General features: G+C 69.5%; 19 protein-coding genes. 14 read left to right on the top strand and 5 right to left on the bottom strand.

The window, feature by feature from the left end; all coding sequences use genetic code 11:
- The first annotated feature begins 8 nt into the window (after positions 1–8).
- The 8 genes from hrcA (at position 9) to era (ending at position 7282) form a co-directional block, all read left to right on the top strand.
- Positions 9–1040, top strand: coding sequence for a heat-inducible transcriptional repressor HrcA (gene hrcA, locus ABGB19_RS22895; protein WP_347688284.1), 1032 nt, complete (start codon positions 9–11; stop codon positions 1038–1040).
- A gap of 39 nt (positions 1041–1079) precedes the next feature.
- Complete coding sequence (gene dnaJ / locus ABGB19_RS22890) at positions 1080–2228, top strand: molecular chaperone DnaJ (RefSeq protein ID WP_347688283.1); 1149 nt, start codon at positions 1080–1082, stop codon at positions 2226–2228.
- Between the two features lie 6 nt (positions 2229–2234).
- Positions 2235–2975, top strand: coding sequence for a 16S rRNA (uracil(1498)-N(3))-methyltransferase (locus ABGB19_RS22885; RefSeq protein ID WP_347688282.1), 741 nt, complete (start codon positions 2235–2237; stop codon positions 2973–2975).
- 102 nt (positions 2976–3077) lie between these two features.
- Positions 3078–4139 (top strand): PhoH family protein, encoded by a 1062-nt coding sequence (locus tag ABGB19_RS22880; RefSeq protein WP_347688281.1) that lies wholly within the window; start codon positions 3078–3080, stop codon positions 4137–4139.
- A 4-nt stretch (positions 4140–4143) separates the two neighbouring features.
- Entirely contained in the window at positions 4144–4680 is a 537-nt protein-coding gene (gene ybeY, locus ABGB19_RS22875) for an rRNA maturation RNase YbeY (protein WP_347688280.1), read from the top strand.
- A complete protein-coding gene (locus ABGB19_RS22870; RefSeq protein ID WP_347688279.1) occupies positions 4677–5996 on the top strand; it encodes a hemolysin family protein in 1320 nt (439 codons plus the stop codon). Before ybeY ends, ABGB19_RS22870 begins: the two co-directional genes overlap by 4 nt.
- A complete protein-coding gene (locus tag ABGB19_RS22865) occupies positions 5993–6310 on the top strand; it encodes a cytidine deaminase (protein ID WP_347688278.1) in 318 nt (105 codons plus the stop codon). The genes ABGB19_RS22870 and ABGB19_RS22865 overlap by 4 nt, the downstream gene beginning before the upstream one ends.
- 60 nt (positions 6311–6370) lie before the next feature.
- Positions 6371–7282, top strand: coding sequence for a GTPase Era (gene era / locus ABGB19_RS22860; RefSeq protein ID WP_347688277.1), 912 nt, complete (start codon positions 6371–6373; stop codon positions 7280–7282).
- A gap of 4 nt (positions 7283–7286) precedes the next feature.
- Here the strand turns inward: era and ABGB19_RS22855 are convergent, their stop codons facing one another.
- Together ABGB19_RS22855 and ABGB19_RS22850 are read right to left on the bottom strand one after the other, a co-directional pair.
- Entirely contained in the window at positions 7287–7781 is a 495-nt protein-coding gene (locus ABGB19_RS22855) for a CAP domain-containing protein (RefSeq protein WP_347688387.1), read from the bottom strand.
- A gap of 65 nt (positions 7782–7846) precedes the next feature.
- Complete coding sequence (locus tag ABGB19_RS22850; protein WP_347688276.1) at positions 7847–9346, bottom strand: amidase; 1500 nt, start codon at positions 9344–9346, stop codon at positions 7847–7849.
- Between the two features lie 63 nt (positions 9347–9409).
- Here ABGB19_RS22850 and recO point away from each other — a divergent pair, with 63 nt between their 5' ends.
- The 3 genes from recO to ABGB19_RS22835 are packed head-to-tail and all read left to right on the top strand — an operon-like array spanning position 9410 to position 11545.
- The gene (gene recO / locus ABGB19_RS22845) at positions 9410–10279 is read left to right on the top strand and encodes a DNA repair protein RecO (protein WP_347688386.1); all 870 of its coding nucleotides are present in this window, start codon (positions 9410–9412) and stop codon (positions 10277–10279) included.
- Complete coding sequence (locus ABGB19_RS22840; protein ID WP_347688275.1) at positions 10224–11111, top strand: decaprenyl diphosphate synthase; 888 nt, start codon at positions 10224–10226, stop codon at positions 11109–11111. The genes recO and ABGB19_RS22840 overlap by 56 nt, the downstream gene beginning before the upstream one ends.
- Positions 11111–11545 (top strand): hypothetical protein, encoded by a 435-nt coding sequence (locus ABGB19_RS22835; protein WP_347688274.1) that lies wholly within the window; start codon positions 11111–11113, stop codon positions 11543–11545. The genes ABGB19_RS22840 and ABGB19_RS22835 overlap by 1 nt, the downstream gene beginning before the upstream one ends.
- A gap of 38 nt (positions 11546–11583) precedes the next feature.
- On the opposite strand, the gene ABGB19_RS22830 is transcribed toward ABGB19_RS22835, so the two are convergent.
- Positions 11584–11994, bottom strand: coding sequence for a Fur family transcriptional regulator (locus ABGB19_RS22830; protein WP_347688273.1), 411 nt, complete (start codon positions 11992–11994; stop codon positions 11584–11586).
- On the bottom strand, positions 11991–12377 hold the full coding sequence (locus ABGB19_RS22825; protein WP_347688272.1) for a metalloregulator ArsR/SmtB family transcription factor: 387 nt from the start codon (positions 12375–12377) through the stop codon (positions 11991–11993). The genes ABGB19_RS22830 and ABGB19_RS22825 overlap by 4 nt, the downstream gene beginning before the upstream one ends.
- Positions 12378–12448: 71 nt before the next feature.
- On the opposite strand from ABGB19_RS22825, the gene ABGB19_RS22820 reads away from it, so the two are divergent.
- Positions 12449–13861: a glycine--tRNA ligase gene (locus ABGB19_RS22820; protein ID WP_347688271.1), complete on the top strand. Its 1413-nt coding sequence runs from the start codon at positions 12449–12451 to the stop codon at positions 13859–13861.
- 34 nt (positions 13862–13895) lie between these two features.
- Here the strand turns inward: ABGB19_RS22820 and ABGB19_RS22815 are convergent, their stop codons facing one another.
- Complete coding sequence (locus tag ABGB19_RS22815; RefSeq protein WP_347688270.1) at positions 13896–15899, bottom strand: TPM domain-containing protein; 2004 nt, start codon at positions 15897–15899, stop codon at positions 13896–13898.
- 65 nt (positions 15900–15964) lie between these two features.
- On the opposite strand from ABGB19_RS22815, the gene ABGB19_RS22810 reads away from it, so the two are divergent.
- Together ABGB19_RS22810 and dnaG are read left to right on the top strand one after the other, a co-directional pair.
- Positions 15965–17221, top strand: a complete 1257-nt coding sequence (locus tag ABGB19_RS22810) for a deoxyguanosinetriphosphate triphosphohydrolase (protein ID WP_347688269.1) — start codon at positions 15965–15967, stop codon at positions 17219–17221.
- 40 nt (positions 17222–17261) lie between these two features.
- Complete coding sequence (dnaG, locus tag ABGB19_RS22805) at positions 17262–19181, top strand: DNA primase (protein WP_347688268.1); 1920 nt, start codon at positions 17262–17264, stop codon at positions 19179–19181.
- Positions 19182–19212 lie beyond the last annotated feature (31 nt).

Here is a 19212-nt window from a genome sequence, read left to right as displayed (position 1 = left end):
GAGCAGACATGGGTAGCGCCGACGATCGTCGATTCGAGGTGCTGCGCGCGATCGTCGCCGACTTCGTTTCCACCAAGGAGCCGATCGGATCGAAGACGCTCGTGGAGCGGCACAACCTGGGTGTGTCCAGTGCGACCGTGCGCAACGACATGGCCGTGCTGGAGGCCGAGGGGTACATCACCCAGCCGCACACCAGCTCCGGTCGAGTGCCCACCGAGAAGGGCTACCGCGAATTCGTCGACCGGCTCGACGACGTCAAGCCGCTGTCCACCGCGGAACGCGGCGCGATCCTGAAGTTCCTGGAGACCGGCGTCGACCTCGACGACGTCCTGCGTCGTGCGGTCCGGCTGCTCGCGCAGCTGACCCGCCAGGTCGCGATCGTGCAGTACCCGACGCTGACCACGTCGATGGTGCGCCACCTCGAGGTGGTCGCGCTGACACCGGCCCGGCTGCTGCTGGTGGTCATCACCGACACCGGCCGCGTCGACCAGCGCATCGTCGAACTCGGCGACGCACTGGACGAACACGACGTCGCCAGGCTGCGCGATCTGCTGGGCCAGGCGCTCGAGGGCAAACCGCTGACCGCCGCGTCGGTCGCGGTGTCCGACCTGGCGTCACACCTCAACGGGCACGGCGGGCTCGCCGACGCCGTCGGCCGGTCGGCGACCGTCCTCGTCGAGACCCTCGTCGAGCACAGCGAGGAACGGCTGCTGCTCGGCGGCACCGCCAACCTGACCCGCAACACGGCCGACTTCGGCGGGTCGTTGCGATCGGTGCTCGAGGCGCTCGAGGAGCAGGTGGTGGTCTTGCGGCTGCTGGCCGCGCAGCAGGAGGCCGGCAAGGTGACCGTGCGGATCGGCCACGAGACCGAGGCCGAGGAGATGGCGGGCACCTCGGTGGTCACCACCGCGTACGGCAGTTCGGGCAAGGTGTACGGCGGCATGGGTGTGTTGGGTCCCACTCGAATGGACTATCCGGGAACTATCGCTAATGTCGCTGCGGTTGCTCTCTATATCGGGGAAGTCTTAGGCAGCCGGTAGGCCGGCATCGTCAACCAGGAATAGGCAGGCAAGGTCAGCGTGGCACGCGACTACTACGGGCTGCTCGGGGTGAGCAAGGGCGCGACGGATTCGGAGATCAAGCGCGCGTATCGCAAGCTGGCGCGCGAACTGCATCCCGACGTCAACCCGGACGAAGAGGCTCAGGCGCGGTTCAAGGAGATCAGCGTCGCCTACGAGGTGCTGTCGGATCCGGAGAAGCGGCGCATCGTCGACCTCGGCGGCGACCCGCTGGAGTCGGCGGCATCGAACGGAGCCGGCTTCTCCGGTGGATTCGGGGGCCTCGGCGACGTGTTCGAGGCGTTCTTCGGCGGCGGCGCCACCTCGCGCGGCCCGATCGGGCGCGTGCGGCCGGGGTCCGATTCGCTGCTGCGGATGCGGCTGGACCTCGAGGAGTGCGCGACGGGCGTGACCAAGCAGGTCACCGTCGACACCGCGGTGCTGTGCGACCTGTGCCAGGGCAAGGGCACACACGCCAACTCCTCGCCGGTCGCGTGCGACACCTGCGGCGGCCGCGGCGAGGTGCAGACGGTGCAGCGCTCACTGCTCGGCCAGGTGATGACGTCGCGGCCGTGTCCGGTCTGCGGCGGGGTGGGCGAGGTCATCCCGGACCCGTGCCACCGGTGCGGCGGCGACGGCCGCGTGCGGGCGCGTCGAGAGATCAGCGTGAAGATCCCGGCAGGCGTCGGCGACGGGATGCGGGTGCGCCTGGCCGCCCAGGGCGAGGTCGGTCCGGGCGGCGGGCCCGCGGGCGACCTGTACGTCGAGGTGCACGAGAAGCCGCACGAGGTGTTCGTCCGCGACGGCGACGACCTGCACTGCACCATCTCGGTGCCGATGGTCGACGCCGCGCTGGGCACCACGGTCACCGTCGAGGCGATCCTCGACGGCCCGACCGAGATCAGCATCCCCGCGGGCACCCAACCGGGCGCGGTCACCACGCTGCGCGGGCACGGCATGCCGCACCTGCGCTCTGGTGTGCGCGGCGAGCTGCACGCCCACATCGAGGTGATGGTGCCGATGCGGCTGGACCACGAGGACGTCGAACTGCTGCGCCAGCTCAAGGAGAAGCGGTCCCGCGATACCGCCGAGGTGCGGTCCAGCCACGCGAACGCCACCACCGGCGGCGGGCTGTTCAGCAGGCTGCGCGAGACGTTCACCGGCCGCTGATCGTCGGTGAGTCACGCACTCTTCTACGTCGACGCGCTGCCCCCGGCCGGTGAGGTCGCGATTGTCGACGGCGACGAGGGATTCCACGCCGCCAACGTGCGACGGATCCGCGTCGGCGAGCACGTCGACCTGTCCGACGGCGCCGGCGAGCTGGCGCACTGCGTCGTCGAGAACGTCGGCAAGGGCAGGCTGACCGCGCGGGTGCTGGACCGCCGCACCGTGCCGCAGGCGTCACCGACCGTCACCGTCGTGCAGGCGTTGCCCAAATCCGACCGCGCGGAACTGGCCGTCGAACTGGCCACCGAGGCCGGCGCCGACGCGTTCGTGGCGTGGCAGGCCTCGCGCTGCGTCGCCAGATGGGACGGGTCCGCCAAGGTCGACAAGGGGCTGCGGCGCTGGGCGGGCGTGGCCCGGTCGGCGGCACGGCAGTCGAGGCGCGCCCGCATTCCCCAGGTGAGCGGACCGGTGTCGACGGCCGAGCTGGCCGAGCGCCTCCGCGGCGAGGACTCCGTCGCGCTGGTCCTGCACGAGTCGGCGAGGGGGCACCTCACCGATGTGCCGCTCGCCGACGCCGGTGCTCTGACCTTGGTCGTGGGCCCCGAGGGCGGCATCGCCGACGACGAAATCGCCGCGCTGGCCGCCGCGGGGGCGACGGCCGTCCGGCTCGGCCCGACGGTGTTGCGCACCTCGACGGCCGCGGCGGTGGCGCTGGGTGCGCTCGGCGTGCTCACGCCACGGTGGTCCTGATGCGGCCTGGGCGGTAACCATTGGGACGGGTCGGCACCCGGCGGTAAACTGTGATCACAGCACCGACCAGGCGAGACCCCAGAAAGCAGGCACTGAACCCTCTTGACGCCCCGCGAGACAACCGCTGACTCGCCGCAGGCCTCCGAGTCTCCTGAGTCGGTACGCAGCAGCAGCTCAAAGATCGATGTGCCGCCCGCCTATGTCATGGGCCTACTGGGTTCCGCCGACGAGAACCTGCGCGCCATCGAGCGCACCCTGGCGGCCGATATCCACGTGCGCGGCAACGCGCTCACCCTGTCCGGCGAACCCGCCGACGTCGCGCTCGCCGAGCGGGTCGTCTCCGAACTGATGACCATCGTGGCCAACGGCCAGTCGCTGACACCGGAGGTCGTGCGGCACAGCGTCGCTATGCTCACCGGCACCGGCGACGAATCGCCCGCCGAGGTGCTCACCCTCGACATCCTGTCGCGGCGCGGCAAGACGATCCGCCCGAAGACGTTGAACCAGAAGCGCTATGTCGACGCCATCGATGCGCACACCATCGTGTTCGGCATCGGGCCCGCGGGCACCGGCAAGACCTACTTGGCAATGGCCAAGGCGGTCAACGCGTTACAGACCAAGCAGGTGTCGCGGATCATCCTCACCCGCCCGGCCGTGGAAGCCGGTGAGCGGCTGGGCTTCCTGCCGGGCACGCTCAGCGAGAAGATCGACCCGTATCTGCGCCCGCTGTACGACGCGCTGCACGACATGATGGACCCGGAACTGATCCCGAAGCTGATGAGCGCCGGCGTGATCGAGGTCGCGCCGCTGGCGTACATGCGGGGCCGAACGATCTCAGATGCGTTCATCATCCTCGACGAGGCGCAGAACACCACCGCCGAGCAGATGAAGATGTTCCTCACCCGGCTGGGCTTCAACTCGAAAATTGTTGTGACGGGCGATATCACGCAGGTCGATCTGCCCGGCGGGGCCGCTTCGGGACTGCATGCAGCGATGCGCATTCTCGACGGCATCGACGATATCCACTTCGCCGAGCTCACCAGCGCCGACGTGGTGCGGCACAGGTTGGTGTCGGAGATCGTCGACGCGTACGCGAGACACGACGAGCCGGCCCAGTTGAACCGGGCGCAGCGACGCGCGTCCGGCGGCCGGCCGCGAAGGTGACCGCGTGAGCATCGAGGTGTCCAACGAATCGGGCATCGACGTCTCCGAAGAGGAGTTGATCAGCGTCGCCCGGTTCGTCATCCGCAAGATGAAGGTCAATCCGGCGGCGGAGCTGTCGATGGTGCTGCTCGACACCGCGGCGATGGCCGATCTGCACATGCGCTGGATGGACCTGCCGGGCCCCACCGACGTGATGAGCTTCCCGATGGACGAGTTGGAGCCGGGCGGGCGGCCCGACGCGCCCGAACCCGGGCCGGCGTTGCTCGGCGACATCGCGCTGTGCCCGGAGTTCGCCGCCAACCAGGCCGCCGCGGCCGGCCATTCGCTGGGCCAGGAACTCGCGCTGCTGACGGTGCACGGCGTGCTGCACCTGCTGGGCTATGACCATGCCGAGCCCGACGAGGAAAAGGAAATGTTCACCTTGCAGCGCGAACTGCTCGAGGAGTGGGTGGCAGACCAGGTCGAGTCGTATCACCATGAGCGCCAGTCCGAGAAGGAACGGCGGCTGCTCGACAACTCCCGATACTTCGACGAACCGTGAGCGGCGTAGGACAGCTGGTCTTCGCGATCGTGCTGATCGGTTTGGGAGGCCTGTTCGCGGCCATCGATGCGGCCATCAGCACGGTGTCGATCGCGCGGGTCGAAGAACTGGTCCGCGACGAGCGTCCCGGCGCTGTCCGGCTCGCCCGCGTCATGGACGATCGGCCGCGCTTCATCAACCTCGTTGTGCTGCTGCGCATCACCTGCGAGGTGAGTGCGACCGTGCTGCTGGCCGCGTACCTCGACGACTATCTCGGCATCAGCTGGGGCCTGGTGTCCGCCGCTGCGATCATGACTGTGGTCAGCTTCGTCGCAATAGGCGTCGGGCCGCGCACGGTGGGCCGTCAACACGCATACTCGATCGCGTTGGTGGCGGCCCTTCCGCTGCAGGCCCTTTCGGTGGTACTGACACCGGTCAGCCGGCTGTTGGTGCTGATCGGTAACGCCCTGACCCCCGGTCGCGGATTCCGCAACGGCCCGTTCACTTCGGAGATCGAACTGCGGGAGGTCGTCGACCTGGCGCAGCAGCGCGGCGTGGTGGCCGACGACGAGCGGCGGATGATCCAGTCGGTGTTCGAACTCGGCGACACCCCCGCGCGCGAAGTGATGGTGCCGCGCACCGAGATGGTGTGGATCGAGAGTGACAAGACGGCAGGTCAAGCAACCTCTCTCGCGGTGCGAAGCGGCCACTCCCGCATCCCGGTGATCGGCGAGAACGTCGACGACGTGGTCGGCGTCGTCTATCTCAAGGACCTGGTGCAGAGGACGTACCACTCCACCAACGGCGGCCGTGGCACGAAGGTCGCCGAGGTGATGCGCAGGCCGGTGTTCGTTCCGGACTCCAAGCCGCTCGACGAGCTGTTGCGGGAGATGCAACGCGACCGGGTCCACATGGTGCTGCTGGTCGATGAGTACGGCGCGATCGCCGGCCTGGTCACCATCGAGGACGTGCTGGAGGAGATCGTCGGCGAGATCGCCGACGAGTACGACACCGACGAGGTCGCGCCGGTGGAGGAACTGGGCGACAGCCGTTATCGCGTGTCGGCCCGCCTGCCGATCGAAAACCTCGGCGAACTCTACGACCGGGAGTTCGACGAGGACCTCGACGTCGACACCGTCGGTGGGCTCGTCGCACTGGAACTGGGCCGCGTGCCGCTGCCCGGCGCCGAGGTGACCTGGGACGGGCTGCGGCTGCAGGCCGAAGGCGGCCCGGACCATCGCGGCCGGGTGCGGATCGGCACGGTGTTGGTCAGCCCCACCGACACCCCCGAAGGAGACGACGATGAGCGCCTGGGCGAAGAGCGAGGGCAGGAATGAGTGAGCTCGACGCCGAGGACGCCAAGCTGGTGACGCTCGCTCGCGGCGCGATGGGCAGGGCGGAGGCAACGGTTGGTGCCGCCGTGCGCGACGCCGACGGCCGGACCTACGCCGGTGCGCCGGTGTCGCTGGAAACGTTGCAGCTGAGCGCTTTACAGGCGGCCGTGGCCGCCGCGGTGTCCAGCGGAGCGACCGGGCTGGAAGCCGCGGTGCTCGTCGGCGGGTCGTCTGATGACGCGGGGGTGGCCGCAGTGCGCGAGTTGTCGGCCGACGCCGCGGTCATCGTCACCGATCGATCCGGGCGCCCAGTGTGAAGCCACTGCGAATAAACCGCCGGATTCTCGCAGTGAGTTCACACTCGGCAAGGGGCCGGCATGCCTGAATTCCGTTCCGGCTTCGTCTGTTTCGTGGGCCGGCCCAACACCGGCAAGTCGACCCTGACGAATGCGCTGGTCGGCGCGAAGGTGGCGATCACGTCGAACCGGCCGCAGACCACGCGGCACACCATCCGAGGGATCGTGCACCGCGAAAACTTCCAGATCATCCTCGTCGACACCCCGGGCCTGCACCGGCCGCGCACGCTGCTGGGGCAGCGGCTCAACGACCTGGTCAAGGACACCTACTCCGAGGTCGACGTCATCGGGTGGTGCATCCCCGCCGACGAGAAGATCGGGCCGGGCGACCGGTGGATCTACGACCAGATCCGCGCGGTCGCCCCGAACACCACGCTGGTCGCCGTCGTCACCAAGATCGACAAGGTGGCCCGCGACCGCGTCGCCGCGCAGCTGGTGGCGGTGAGCGAACTGGTCGGACCGGACACCGAGATCGTGCCGGTGTCGGCGACCGCCGCGGACAACCTCGACGAGCTGACCGCGGTGCTGGCCGCGCAGTTGCCGCCCGGTCCGGCGTTCTATCCCGACGGGGAGCTCACCGACGAGCCCGAGGAGACGCTGATGGCCGAGCTGATCCGCGAGGCCGCGCTGGAAGGCGTGCGCGACGAGCTACCGCACTCGCTGGCCGTCGTCATCGAGGAAGCCACCCCGCGGGAAGGGCGCTCGCCAGAACAAGGGGAGCTGATGGACGTGCACGCCATCCTCTACGTCGAACGCGACAGCCAGAAGGGCATCGTCATCGGCAAGGGGGGCGCCAGGCTGCGCGAGGTCGGCACCGCCGCGCGCACGCAGATCGAGAAGCTGCTCGGCACCAAGGTGTTCCTCGACCTGCGGGTGAAGGTCGCCAAGAACTGGCAGCGCGACCCCAAACAGTTGGGCCGCCTGGGCTTCTAGGGCGTCAGCTCTGGGCTCCCGAGCCTGGCTCTCCGAATGACCGTCCCGGTGCGTTGACCGGTGGCGCGGCGTCGCCCTTACCGTAGACCGCCACCACGACGGTGCGGTCGAGCGCGTTGGCGGACCACACGCCGATGTCGACGTTGGAGCAGTCGGCCATGATCGCGTGGTAGTCCGGCCGGTGGTACCACTGGTTGATCAACTCGATGCCGCTGATCGCCAGGGCCGGGTTGATCGCCACGGTCTCGGCGACCGCGCCCTGGTAACCGGCGTTGCGTGCGCGGTCGGCGACCGTCGTGCCGTCCGACCCGATGTCGCCGCCCAGCGCGCGGTTGTTCAGCACGTCGTTGGTGTGCCACTCGGCCGCCAGCCGCAACTTCGGGTTGATGGCGATCTCGGTGTCGCAGCCCGCCTGCTTCTGCACGGTGTACACATTGGCCACCACGCCGTCGTTGAGCCGCTTGTTGTCCGCTCCGGCGGTCGGCATCCCGACGACCATGCCCCACACCACCGCCAGTAGGGGAATCGCATACGCCCCGCGCCGAGCCGTCATGCCCGAGGACTTTACGCGACCTCGTGGGATACGGTCTGCGATATCTCGGGCCCGGCCGTGAATGTGGGCGCCGGCTCCGGGGCGGGCTCGGATAGCCACCAGGGGTCCGGCTGCCGCATCGCCCAGCCGTTGATCGCCTCGAGCTCGGCCGCCAGCGAGATCAGCAGCGGCTCGCTGTGGGCCGGTCCCATCAGTTGCACGCCGATGGGCAGTCCGTCGGTGGTGAACCCGGCGGGCACGCTGATGGACGGCCAGCCGAGCAGATTCCACGGCCAGGTCACCGGGCACGCCTTGATCATCGTCCGGTCGGTCGACAACCCACCGCGGTCGTCGAAATCGTGCACCGGGAGCGGCGGCTGCGCGGTCGTCGGCGCCAAGACCACGTCGGCGATGTTGAAGATGTAGCCGATCCGCCGGTGCGCGCGGGCCTCGCGGGCGCGGGCCTTGCGCAGCACGTGCTCCGACAGCAGCCGGCCCGTGCGCAGGTTCGCCTTCGTCCGCTTGTCGAGTGCGACGTCATGGCCGAGCCGATCGGCCCAGTCGAGCAGGCCCGACGTAGAGCGGGACAGGAAATTCCATGACATGCCCAGGCTGTAGTCGGGATCAGCCGCGGTGACGGTGTGCCCGAGTTCGCGCAGCTGATCGGCGATGACGTCCATCGCAGCGCGGATCTCCGGATGCAGCTTGGCGCGGAACACCGTGTACGGGAACCTCGTCGACTTCGCGATCCGCAGCGGCCCGGGGGCCTGCGCGACGTAGTCCGAGACCGGGACCGGCGGTGGCTGGTGACGATCCCCGGCGACGTTTCCCGACGCGGCGTCGAGCACCAGCGCGGCGTCGGTCACCGTGCGCGCCAGCACTCCGTTGACCGTGATGCCGTTGAACGCCTCGGGCAGCGGCCAGGTGGAGATGCGGCCGCGCTGCGGCTTGATCCCGACGATGTGCGTCCACGCCGCGGGGATGCGCACGCTGCCCGCGCCGTCGGAGCCGATCGCGGCGGCGACCAGTCCGGCCGCGACCGCCGCCGCGCTGCCGCCCGACGACCCGCCCGGGGTGTGGTCGCGCGACCACGGGTTGCGGGTGTGGCCGAACGCCGGCCCGCTGGTGAACGGCCACTGGCCCAGTTCACAGGTGTTGGTCTTGCCGACGATGACGGCGCCTGCGGCCTTCAGCCGTCGCACCACCTCGGCGTCCTCGGCGGCCGGTCGCACGGTGCCGTGCGCGCCGAAGCGCGTCGGCACCCCGGCGACGTCGACGTCGTCCTTGACCGCGATCGGGATGCCCAAGAGCGGATGTTTCGAAAGATCCTGGCCCGCTGCGCGTTTGCGGTCGGCTCTGGCGGCGTCGGCCAGCGCCTGCTCGGTGAACACTTCGCGGAACGCGTTCAGCGTGGGCTGGCTGGCCGTAATGGCGTCGAGGGAGCGTTGTACCAGTTTCACCGACGTGACGGAGCCACTCGCCAGTTGGAAGAGCTGCTGAGTCAGGGTGGGGAAGCGCGCAATCTCGGCCATCGGTTACGAGAATATCGGCGCTGCGTTCGCAGATCTGTCGGATCGCAGTGGGAGACTGCAATGATGCGGCTGTATCGGGACCGGGCGGTGGTGCTGCGCCAGCACAAGCTCGGCGAGGCCGACCGAATCGTGACACTTCTCACCCGCAACCACGGGTTGGTGCGGGCGGTGGCCAAGGGTGTCCGGCGCACCCGCAGCAAGTTCGGCGCCCGGCTGGAGCCGTTCGCGCACATCGACGTTCAGCTGCATCCGGGCCGCAATCTCGACATCGTCACCCAGGTGCAGGCCATCGACGCCTTCGCCGCCGACATCGTCAGCGACTACGGCCGGTACACCAGCGCGTGCGCGGTGCTGGAGACCGCCGAGCGCCTGGCCGGGGAGGAGCGGGCCCCGATGCCGGCGCTGCACCGGCTGACGGTGGCTGCGCTGCGTGCGGTGGCCGACGGCGGCAGGCCCAGGGAACTGGTGCTGGACGCCTACCTTCTGCGCGCGATGGGGATCGCGGGGTGGGCGCCGGCGCTGACCGAATGCGCCCGCTGCGCCGCGCCGGGTCCGCACCGGGCGTTCCACGTGGCCGCCGGTGGCAGCGTGTGCGTGCACTGCCGCCCGTCGGGTTCGGTGACGCCGCCGCAGGCCGTGCTGGATCTGATGACCGCGCTGCACGACGGCGACTGGGCGCACGCCGAAACGTCGACGTCGTCGCACCGCAGCCAGGCCAGCGGGCTGGTCGCTGCGCACCTGCAATGGCACCTGGAACGCCAGCTGCGGACGTTGCCACTGGTCGAGCGGGTCTACCGGGTCGACAGGACCCTGATCGATCACCGCACCGCGGTGGCTGGCGACCAGCGGGTGTCGCTGGTCGGGCAGGATATGCCCCATGGCAACCAAACGGGTGGGCAGGAAGACTTACCCACAGCTGCCCCCGGCGCCTGAGGACTATCCGACCTTCCCCGACAAGTCGACATGGCCCGTCGTCTTCCCCGCGATCCCACCGGGCACCAACGGCCGGTTCGCCCGCCCCCCGCAGCACACCTCCAAGGAGGCCGCCCCCCGCATCCCGGCCGACCAGGTGCCCAACCACGTCGCCGTCGTCATGGACGGCAACGGACGCTGGGCCACCCAGCGCGGCCTGCACCGCACCGAGGGTCACAAGATGGGCGAGGCCGTCCTCATCGACATCACCTGCGGCGCAATCGAAATTGGTATCAAGCACCTGACGGTGTACGCGTTCTCCACGGAGAACTGGAAACGCAGCACCGAGGAGGTGCGCTTCCTGATGGGCTTCAACCGCGAGGTGGTCCGTCGCCGCCGGGAGAACCTTAACGACATGGGCGTGCGGATGCGCTGGGTCGGGTCACGTCCGCGGATGTGGCGCAGCGTCATCAAGGAGTTCGACATCGCCGAGCAGATGACGGTCGGCAACGACGTCATCACCATCAACTACTGCGTGAACTACGGCGGCCGCACCGAGATCGTCGAAGCGACGCGCGAGCTGGCTCAGATGGCGGCGGCCGGCAAGATCACGCCTAACCGGATCACCGAGGCGACGTTCGCCAAGCACCTGCACCGCGCCGACATCCCCGACGTCGACCTGTTCATCCGCACGTCGGGGGAGCAGCGGGCCAGCAACTTCCTGCTGTGGCAGGCGGCGTACGCCGAGTTCGTCTTCCAGGACAAGCTCTGGCCGGACTACGACCGCCGCGACCTGTGGGCCGCCTGCGAGGAGTACGTCAACCGCAACCGTCGCTTCGGCCGAGCCGAATGATGAGCCTGCAAGACCGGTTGGCCGACGTCCTGGACGGGGTGCTGCCCGTGACGCGCGAAGACGACGGCGCGCTCACCGTGCACCACGGTCAGACGTTCGCTTCGCTGCGCACCGTGCCGGTCGCCGAGGGGCTGGAGTTGGTGTCGCTGACCCAGATCCTGGCCTGGGACCTGCCGCTGGACGCCAAGCTGCGGGCCCAGGTCGCCGAACATGCGCACAACACGCTGCTGGGCACGGTGTCGCTGGCGGCCAAGAGTGCGCCCAAGGAGGTCGCGGCCGGTGCCAAGCGCAACTCGAAGAAGGCCGCGGATGTGCTGCTGCGCTACAACTTTCCCGCCGCCGGCCTGACCGACGACGCGTTGCGCACGCTGATCCTGATGGTGCTGGCCACCGGCTCCGACGTGCGGCGGGCAATTCTTTCCCGCCCAAACTGAAGTTGTGCAGGGCCGAGAGGGTTTCTCGCCTGCACAGTTCAGTTTCGCGCTTTCTTGACCCCGGCGCAGCCGCCGCAGATCCCGAAGATCTCGATGGTGTGGCTGACGTCGGAGAAACCGTGCTCGCGGGCGATGTCGGCGGCCCAGGTCTCCACGTCGCCGCCCTGGATCTCGACCGTCGAACCGCACGCCCGGCACACCAGGTGATGGTGGTGGTCCTCCGAGCAGCGGCGGTACACCGACTCGCCGGTGTCGGTGCGCAGGGTGTCGACGGCGCCTGCCGCGGCCATCTGCTGCAGGGTGCGGTAGACCGTCGTCAGCCCGATGCCCTCGCCGCGCCGGCGCAACTCGTCGTGCAGTTCCTGCGCGGAGCGGAAGTCGTCGAGCTTCTCCAGCAGGGCCGCGATCGCAGCGCGTTGACGCGTCGAGCGCACACCGGTCGCGCTCACTCGGTGCCCTCGGCGGCGTGGGTGACCGCGGCGACGACGATCTCGGCGAGGTGTTGGTCGACCAGGCGGTACATCACCTCGCGCCCCGAGCGTTCACCGGCGACCACACCGGCGGCCTTGAGGATCCGCAGATGCTGGCTGACCAGAGGCTGCGGCACGGCCAGGGCGTCGACGAGTTCGTGCACGCAGCGTGCCGACTCCCGCAGCTGCAGGACGATCGCGATCCGCACCGGCGCGGCCAGCGCGCGCAGCAGGTCGCCGGAGGTATCGAGCACATCGCGGGGCGGCAGCTCGGGAATCGGTGCGCCGCTGTGGTCGTGAGAGCCCTCGGCGGGGGCCGGCCGCGCCGGTTGCTCACCGGCCAAAGTGGAAACCGTTTTCATTATGACGCCAACAATACATGCGCTTCCATGCATGTCAACGCCGCCCCGACGGGTCGCTAGGCTGTTCCCCCGTGGCTCACTCCTCGTCGATCATCGACACCGTCGCGAACCTGGCTAAACGGCGCGGCCTCGTCTATCAAGCCGGCGAAATCTATGGCGGCACCAAGTCGGCGTGGGATTACGGCCCGCTGGGTGTGGAGCTCAAGGAGAACATCAAGCGGCAGTGGTGGCGGTCGGTCGTCACGGCCCGCGAGGACGTGGTCGGCCTGGACTCGTCGATCATCCTGCCGCGCGAAGTGTGGGTCGCGTCGGGACACGTCGACGTCTTCCACGACCCGCTGGTCGAATGCCTCAACTGCCACAAGCGTCATCGGCAGGACCACATGCAGGAGGCGTACGCGGAGAAGAAGGCGGCCAAGGACGGCGTCCCGGCGGATCCCGACTCGGTGCCGATGAGCGAGATCGCCTGCCCGGACTGCGGCACCAAGGGGCAGTGGACCGAACCGCGGGACTTCAACATGATGCTCAAGACCTACCTCGGCCCGATCGAGACCGAGGAGGGGCTGCACTACCTGCGGCCGGAGACCGCCCAGGGCATCTTCGTCAACTTCGCGAACGTGGTGACCACGCAGCGCAAGAAGCCGCCGTTCGGAATCGCCCAGACCGGCAAGAGCTTTCGCAACGAGATCACGCCGGGCAACTTCATCTTCCGCACGCGCGAGTTCGAGCAGATGGAGATGGAGTTCTTCGTCGAGCCGTCGACGGCGCGCGAATGGCACCAGTACTGGATCGACGAACGCCTGGCCTGGTACGTCGAACTCGGCATCGACCGCGACAACCTCCGGTTGTACGAACATCCGAAGGAGAAGCTGTCGCACTACTCCGACCGAACGGTCGACATCGAGTACAAGTTCGGCTTCGTCGGCAACCCGTGGGGTGAGCTCGAAGGCGTCGCCAACCGCACCGACTTCGACTTGTCCACGCACAGCAAGCATTCCGGCGCCGACCTGTCGTACTACGACCAGGCCACCGACACCCGCTACACGCCGTACGTGATCGAACCGGCAGCGGGTCTCACGCGCTCGTTCATGGCGTTCCTGGTCGACGCCTACTCCGAGGACGAGGCGCCCAACGCCAAGGGCGGGGTCGACAAGCGCACGGTGTTGCGCCTCGATCCGCGGCTCTCACCGGTCAAAGCGGCGGTGCTGCCGCTGTCGCGCCACGCCGACCTGTCGCCCAAGGCGCGTGATCTCGCCGCCGAACTGCGCAAGTGTTGGAACGTCGAGTTCGACGACGCCGGCGCGATCGGCAGGCGCTACCGCCGTCAGGACGAGATCGGCACGCCGTTCTGCGTGACGGTCGACTTCGACTCGCTCGAGGACCAGGCCGTCACCATTCGCGAGCGCGACGCGATGACGCAGGACCGGGTGGCCCTCGACAACGTCGGCGACTATCTGGCCGCCCGCCTCAAGGGGAGCTGCTGACCCGGCCGCGAACGTTCATCACCGCTCCGTCGCACTAGAAGCGGCCACCGCCGCCGAACATGCCGCCACCGCCGCCGGAGCCGCCGAACGAACCGGGGCTGAAGCCGCCGCCGCCGAATCCCCCGAAGCCGCCCCGCATTCCGCCGCTGAGGATGTTGCCGATCAGGATGCCGCCGATGATCGCCCCCATGTTGCCGCCGCCACCCCCGCCCCCGCCGAACGGGCCCATATAGGAGCGCTGCGCATTCTGCATATCGGCGTTGGCCAGCGTTTGAGCCTGCGCGGCCAGCATCGCCGCGCCGTTGGCGTGCGCGATGGCTTCAGCCGGATCGGTCGAGCGCTTGGTCTCGGCGGCGCCGATCTGCCGAACGGCCTCGGCGAGTCGGGTGCGCGCCTCCGGGCCCACGATGCCGCGGCGCGTGTCGATGAAGTCCGACGCCGAACGCACCCGCGACCGCGCCGTGAACAGCGCCTCTTCCAGTGCCCGGTTCAACCGCTCGGCGGCCTCACGTTCCTCCTCCACGGCCACCAGCAACCGGTCCAGGTTCGCGTCGGCGGCAGTCAACTGGGTGAAGGCGCCCAGCGGGTCCACCGAACCGGTGCGCTGCGCCTCGGCCACGGCGGCCCCCGCCGCGTCGCGGGCCTCGGTGAGTTGCGCGGCCTTGGGGACCGACCCCTGGCGCAGAAGGTCGCCGGCCTGCTTGATCCCGTTCTGGATGTCCTCGATCGCCGCGGGCAGCGTGGCCGCCGCGCGGCGGATGTCGCTGGCGGCGCTGTCAACCGAGTCCAGCAGTGATCGCGCCTGCGCCAGGGCCGACTCGGCGGCGCGAACGCATTCGACGAGTTCGGCCTGCTGTCCCGCCACGGGGCGGTTGGCGAGGTCGCGGCCGCGGGTGATGTTCTCGTCGGCGAAGGTCAGCAGTTCCTTGGCGGCGTCTACGTTGCCGTTCACCGAAGTCAGCGCCTCGGCGGCGAATTCGGTCCGCAGCTGGGCGAGCGTCTGTTCGGACGGGCCCAGTCGGGCGGTGATGTCGACCACTTGCTGCGTCATCGCGGTCAGCCGGGTCGGCGCGTTGATGACCAGGTCCCGCAACTCGGCGAACGCCTCACTCTGCGCGTCCAACTCGCGGTCGGCCTTGGCGGCGGCGACCACCACCCGGGTCAACAGGTCGCGCCGTTGCGCGGGCGTCTCGGGAATGGCGTCGTCGAGGATCTGGCGCACGTTGAACGCTTGTGTCAGCGTTGTTTTCGCGTTGTCGACGGCGCGGGTGAACGGCTCGGTGCGCGCGGCGCCGAATTCCTCGACGGCGATCTCGAGCTCATGCTCGCTGGTGCGCACGGCGTTGTCGACATCGACAACCATGGCGCGCGACAGGTCATCGAGCGCGTCGAGGGACACCGCCGCCAACGCCTGCGGATCGGCGGGGTCGACCCGGCGGGCCGCCGCGAACTCCGCTTCGCGACGCTTGCGCCGGCGCCGACGCCGCCACAGCAGCAACAGGCCCACCGCGATGGCCAGCACGCCCAGCATGACCACCACTCCGACCCAGGTGATCCCGCCGCCCGAACCGGGGGAGGCGTTGAGGCCGTTCGCGGCCGCGACTGCCGCTCCCACCCAATCGTTCTGGCGCAGGGCAGGCTCGATGTCGTTGCGCCGCAAGCTCTCCACCCTGCTGGAGCTCAGTTCGGTCGCCGAGTCCGGAACCAGGAAGGCATATGCGCGGTCGACGGTGGCAACGGCCAGTAGCGCATCGAAATCGCCCAGGTCGCTGACCCGCCGCGTGTTGGCCGCCCATGTCTCGGCGGACTGGCCCGTGAACGAATCGACGTACACCACCCACAGGCGGGTCCGGCGATCGGAGTAGAGCGCGTCGACCGCCGAGGTCACCTGGTTGCGTTGCGCGCTGCTCAGGACGCCGGCGTTGTCGGTGACGTAACCGGTCAGCCGGAACGGCGGTTCGGCCGCGGTGGCGGGCGCCAGCAGCAGGCTGGCCGCCAGCACCGCGAGCACGAGGCTGAGCAGACGGGGGAGGCGCATGCCCGCCAATGTAGTGGGAGCCGACCCCGCGGTGCCGTCGAACAGTCCTGGCAGACTGTGCGTCGGTGGCCGCGAATCAAGATCCCTACGACGAGTTCGACCGCGAGCGTTGGGTGGTCGAACCACCCAAGGCCGCCGCGCTGCCCGGGACGGACACCGAGCACCGCACCGACTTCGCCCGCGATCGAGCGCGGGTGCTGCACTGCGCCGCGCTGCGCCGGTTGGCCGACAAGACCCAGGTCGTCGGGCCCCGGCAGGGTGAGACGCCGCGCACCCGGTTGACGCACTCGCTGGAGGTCGCGCAGATCGGCCGCGGGATGGCGATCGGCCTGGGCTGCGACCCCGATCTGGTCGACCTGGCGGGCCTGGCGCACGACATCGGCCATCCACCGTACGGGCACAACGGCGAGCGGGCGCTCAACGAGATCGCCGCCGACCACGGTGGCTTCGAGGGCAACGCGCAGAACTTCCGCATCCTGACCCGCCTGGAACCCAAAGTGCTTGGTCCAGAGGGGCTCAGCGCCGGTCTCAACCTGACGCGGGCCGCGCTGGACGCCGTCACCAAGTATCCGTGGCGGCGCGAGGCGGGACAGGCCAAGTTCGGTTTCTACACCGACGACGGGGTCGCCGCCGACTGGGTGCGGTCGGCGGCCCCGGTCGCGAAGCCCTGCCTGGAAGCGCAGGTGATGGACTGGGCCGACGACGTGGCCTACTCGGTTCACGACGTCGAGGACGGCGTGGTGTCCGGCCGCATCGACATGCGGGTGCTGGCCGACGCCGACGCGGCCGCCGAACTCGGCCGGCTCGGCGAGAGGAGCGGGATGGGCGCGGGCCTGCGGGCCGACGATCTCGTCGCCGCGGCGGCACGATTGTCGGGTCTGCCGGTCGTCGCGGCGGTCGGCAAGTACGACGGCACGCTGGCCGCGTCCGTCGCGCTCAAGCGGTTGACCAGCGAGTTCGTCGGCCGCTTCGCCTCGGCGGCGATCGCGGCGACCCGCACACACGCGGGCGCCGGTCCGCTTGTCCGCTACCGGGCCGACCTGCACGTCCCCGAACTCGTGCGGGCGGAGGTGGTACTGCTCAAGATCCTGGCGCTGCAGTTCATCATGTCCGACCCGCGCCATCTCGACTTGCAGGCACGGCAGCGCGAGCGCATCCGCCGGGTGGCGGCGTGGATCCTCGCGGGAGCACCGGCGACCCTGGACCCGATCTTCGTTCCCGCCTTCAACGCCGCCCCCGACGACGGTGCCCGGCTACGGGTGGTCATCGACCAGGTCGCCTCATTCACCGAGGGGCGATTGGAGCGGTTGGAACCGGCTTGAGCCGAACCGCGCCCGACGCCGGGCGCTCTAGACTGGCCCGGTGGCCGGCCGCATCTCCGATCGTGACATCGCGGCCATTCGTGACCGCGTGCGCATCGAAGAGGTCGTCGGCGACTACGTGCAGCTGCGGCGCGCCGGCGCCGACTCGATGAAGGGGCTGTGCCCGTTCCACGACGAGAAGAGCCCGTCGTTCCATGTGCGGCCCAATCACGGCCATTTCCACTGCTTCGGGTGCGGCGAGGGCGGCGACGTCTACGCCTTCGTGCAGAAGATCGAGCACGTGAGCTTCGTCGAGGCCGTCGAGCTGCTGGCCGACCGCGTCGGCCACACCATCACCTACACCGGCGCCGCGGCGACCAACGTGCAGCGCGACCGGGGCAGTCGCAGCAGGCTGCTGGCCGCCAACGCGGCCGCCCAGGAGTTCTACGCGCAGGCGCTGAACTCCGACGAGGCCGCGCCGGGCCGCCAGTACCTGCTCGAGCGCAACTTCGACGCCGAAGCGGCCAAGCGGTTCGGCTGCGGATTCGCCCCCTCGGGCTGGGACTCGCTGACAAAGCACTTGCTGCGCAAGGGCTTTGAGTTCAAGGAGTTGGAGGCGGCGGGGCTCTCGCGCGAGGGCAAGCGCGGCCCGATGGACCGCTTCCACCGCCGGCTGTTGTGGCCGATCCGGGCCAGCGGCGGCGAGGTCATCGGGTTCGGCGCGCGGCGGATCTTCGACGACGACCCGATGGAAGCCAAGTACGTCAACACTCCCGAGACCGTGCTCTACAAGAAGTCGTCGGTGCTGTTCGGCCTCGACCTGGCCAAGCGCGACATCGCCAAGGGGCATCAGGCCGTCGTGGTCGAGGGATACACCGACGTGATGGCGATGCACCTGGCCGGCGTGACCACCGCCGTCGCATCCTGCGGCACCGCGTTCGGCGACGAGCATCTGGCGATGCTGCGCCGACTCATGATGGACGACAACTTTTTTCGTGGCGAGTTGATCTACGTGTTCGACGGTGACGCGGCCGGCCGCGCGGCGGCGATCAAGGCCTTCGAGGGGGAGCAGAACCTGGCCGGGCAGTCGTTCGTCGCGGTCGCCGACGACGGCATGGACCCCTGCGACCTGCGGCTCGCGCACGGTGACGGTGCGCTGCGCGACCTCGTCGCACGTCGAACGCCGTTGTTCGAGTTCGCGATTCGCACCGCGCTGACCGAACACGACCTCGACAGTGCCGAGGGCCGGGTGTCGGCGCTGAGGCGCTGCGTGCCGATGGTCGCACGCATCAAGGAGCCCATGCTGCGCGATGAGTACGCCCGCCGGCTCGCGGGCTGGGTCGGCTGGGCCGACGACGCCCAGGTGCTGTCCCGCGTGCGCGAGGAGGCGCAGAAGCGGGGGCTGCCCGATCGCGGCGGGCGACGGCGCTCCGCTTCCGAGCCAGCGCAACCGAGGAGACCGCGCCCGCCCGAACACGGGGCACGTCCCGATCCGGCCGACCCGACGCTGTGGCCGCAACGCGAAGCGCTCAAGTCCGCGCTGCAGTACCCGGCGCTGGCCGGGCCGGTGTTCGACTCGCTGACCGTGGAGAGCTTCACCCATCCCGGGTACGCGGCGGTGCGGGCTGCGGTCGACGGGGCGGGCGGCGCATCGGCGGGTCAGTCGGGCGCGCAGTGGATCGAGGCGGTCCGCGACAAGACGGGGTCGCCGGCGGCGGCCACCCTGGTCAACGAACTCGGGGTGGAGGCCATCAACGTCGACGACGATGACAAGCTGCCCCGCTACATCGGCGGGGTGCTGGCCCGCCTGCAGGAGGTGTGGGTGGGCCGGCAGATCGCCGAAGTGAAGTCGAAACTGCAGCGGATGTCGCCGGTGGACCAGGGCGACGAGTACCACGCGCTGTTCGGTGACCTCGTCGCGATGGAGGCATATCGCCGCAGCCTGCTGGAACAGGCCAGCGGTGACGACATCTCTGCGTGAGGCGGTGTAACGCGATATGGTGGGCGCGCTA

The organism is Mycobacterium sp. B14F4 (genome assembly GCF_039871645.1).
In the GTDB taxonomy this organism is placed as follows: domain Bacteria; phylum Actinomycetota; class Actinomycetes; order Mycobacteriales; family Mycobacteriaceae; genus Mycobacterium.
The sequence above is the reverse complement of the archived record's forward strand: the minus strand, read 5'-3'. Positions and strand labels throughout refer to the sequence as shown.